The sequence below is a fragment of the Synechococcus sp. R3-13 genome, assembly GCF_047462195.1.
Taxonomy (GTDB): domain Bacteria; phylum Cyanobacteriota; class Cyanobacteriia; order Thermostichales; family Thermostichaceae; genus Thermostichus.
Map to the genome: position 1 here is coordinate 1 of NZ_JANSIO010000006.1, position 2,644 is coordinate 2,644.

The window sequence follows — 2,644 nt, forward strand, 5'->3', positions numbered from 1 at the left end:
ACTACAGCTTGAGGGGAGAAGCCTTCGTCCCCAACCCTCTGCCCTCTCAAGCCCAAGGCTTTGCGGTGAGCCGCAGCTACTTCCGCCTACAGCCCCAGCCCCAACCCAACGGGAAGATCCGCTACCGAGAGCAGCCGCTGCGCCCTGGCGACACAGTAAGGGCCGGAGAAATCCTCCTGGCCCGGTTGACCGTGGAAGCCGAGCGGGACAGCCACTACGTGGTGGTCGAGGATCCCCTGCCCAGCGGCGCCGAGATCACCTCCCAGGATCCGCGAGAGTTCACCGGCTTGGCCCCAGACTACTGGTGGGACTGGTTTTGGACCCGCCAAGAGAATCGGGATGACCGCGTGGCCTTTTTCAGCACCGAGCTCAAGCGGGGCCGCCATGAGTTTGTCTATCTCTTCCGTCCGGAGATCCCCGGCCAATTCCAGGTGGCTCCTGCCTTGGCCGAAGAAATGTACGACCCCAGCCGCTATGGCCGCAGCGCCCCTTACTCCCTCAAGGTTCTTCCCTAGATTCCCTCAAGCCTGCTCGTGGCATGGGCCAGAAACGAAGCCACCGGTCGCGTCGGTGTTCACGAGGGCTGACGCAATGAGGAATTGAGCACGGCTGGGCCGCCCCCAAAGCACCTGCTCCTGTTTGTAAACGACCATGCCGGGCGGGGATCCCTTGGGTTTGAACACCAGTTTCGGGCGGGTATAGACCACCGGCACCTGTTCGCTGAGGCGACCGCGGCTGAAATGGGCCGCCAAATCAGCAGCCGCCTGCAGATCTTCGCTTTCTGCTACAGCCCCGGGGGGCAAGCGCAGCAGCACATGACTGCCGGGGATCTCTTGGGCATGAAACCACCAATCGTGTTCCTGAGCCACGCGAAAGGTGAGCTGATCATTTTGCAGGTTGTTGCGCCCCACCCAGATGGAGAAGCCACTGGGGCTGGTAAAGCGGTGGGGGCTGAAGGTTGCCGGTGAGGCATGTTTTGAGCTCGCCCGCAGAGACTCTGTCCCGCTGTTGCGAGTGGGACTCTCCAAGTAGCGCTGTTCAATCAGCTCGGTCTCAATTTCCTTGAGGGTGGTCAAGTCTTGGGGATCCCGATAGGTTTCCAGCTGCTGTAGAGACGCTTCCACCTGCTCGAGGTAGAGGATCTCTTGGCCGAGCGCCTCTTGTAAAGGTCGGAGGGCATCCTGGGCCCGTTTTTGTTTGCGGTGCTTGCGGTAGTAGGCTTGGGCATTGAGAATGGCATTTTTTTCGGGGTCGAGAGGGATCTTGACCGTCTGGCCGCTGGCAAAATCCGGCAGCTCGATGTGGTGCAGCCCTGGCCGCCAAAGGTGGAGGTGCGCCATCAACAAGTCGGCAGCCTGCTTGGAGGCTTCCGCTTGGGTGGAGTCGGCCAGCATTGCCTCAAATTGCTCTCGCCGCTGATAGAGCTTTTTCAGCAGGGTGGATACCTTTTGCAGCAGGCGGTGGCGCTCTCGCTCAAACTGTTCGCGGTTAAGCTGAGCCTGGTAGTAGCCTTCCAGAAGTTGGTGCAGGTTGGGCCGAGAGGGTTGCTGCAGGGATTCCGTCCCACCAACGCGAACGGCACTGCTGACGGGAGGGCTTGCCCAGCCGAGAACGGTGTATCCCTGGGGAGTGGGAGCTGGGTCAAACTGGCCTGTTTCCAGACGGGTTAACCAGTCTTGCCACCTGGCAAACAGTGCCTGCCAATCGCGGGCAGAGAGGTGATCGGTGGAGGTTTGGGGCGGGATCCCAGCCTGATGGCACATCGCTTCCACCAAGTGCCGACTGAGGCCGCGATAACAGCGCAACAGCCGTTGGCCGATGGGGCCGGGGATCAGGGCGACGCGCTCTTGCCAGCAGGAGAAGGGCTCGGATCGCTGCGGGATCGGATCGGTTAGGGCCGGGGGGGCTTCATAGGGCAGGCCCGGTTGTACCGGACGGATCCGCGATTGGCGCTCGCTCACCCCATGACCACTGGCCAAAATCATGCCCGCCTCGTCCACCAAAATGGCGTTGCTGTACTTGCCCATCACCTCTAGGTAGAGATGGCGATGAGGGGGATCCCCAGGCCGAGGAGCAAAGCGCAAGTCAATCACCCGTTCCCAATCCTCCAGCAGAGCCAGCTCCGTCAGAGCCAAACCCTTCAGGTGCCGTTGGAGGAACTGGCTAAATTGAAAGCCATCCGGCTCTTTGGGAGGAGGCTGACAGAGGTGGAGACGGGCCGCCTGAGGATGCCAGCACAACAGCAAGCAGGGGCGGGCAGTGAGGGTGCGCAAGCCAATGACCACCGTCCACAGATCGGTCTGTTGGATCCATTCCACGCGGGCAGGCAACACTGGATCCCGACCTGTCTTAGCCTGGGTTAGATCGGCGAGCACAGCACGCAGGGTGGTTAAATCAACCGGCTGCATCCCTGTTGCTCCTTATCGCTAGGCAACGCTCAGGCGGCTGGTCTGAGGCTGGCTTATTCTGACCCTTGGCCCGCAGATCCGACGCCCCCGACAGATGTTGAGACGGGTCTGGAGTGGCTGGTGAAAAACTCTGGGCAAGTTTTACCGGGTAGTTTCACCACCTCTATCCCTATGGTGCTCCGCACCGCCGAGGCGACTGGCTGGGCAGGAGCATGACTCTAGTCAATAATAAGCTC

At 61.0% G+C, this 2,644-nt stretch carries 1 protein-coding gene and 1 pseudogene; one reads left to right on the top strand and one right to left on the bottom strand.

What is annotated here, in order from left to right; genetic code table 11:
- Window positions 1–515: pseudogene (locus NW856_RS00080) on the top strand (alpha-2-macroglobulin); the annotation flags it as partial.
- Between the two features lie 6 nt (window positions 516–521).
- On the opposite strand, the gene NW856_RS00085 reads toward NW856_RS00080, so the two are convergent.
- On the bottom strand, window positions 522–2,408 hold the full coding sequence (locus tag NW856_RS00085; RefSeq protein WP_414398420.1) for an NFACT family protein: 1,887 nt from the start codon (window positions 2,406–2,408) through the stop codon (window positions 522–524).
- Between the last annotated feature and the right edge of the window lie 236 nt (window positions 2,409–2,644).

Bases quoted from the DNA above. Each gene is read 5' to 3' on its own strand.
- NW856_RS00085 (WP_414398420.1), bottom strand. From the start codon at position 2,408: ATGCAGCCGGTTGATTTAACCACCCTGCGTGCTGTGCTCGCCGATCTA.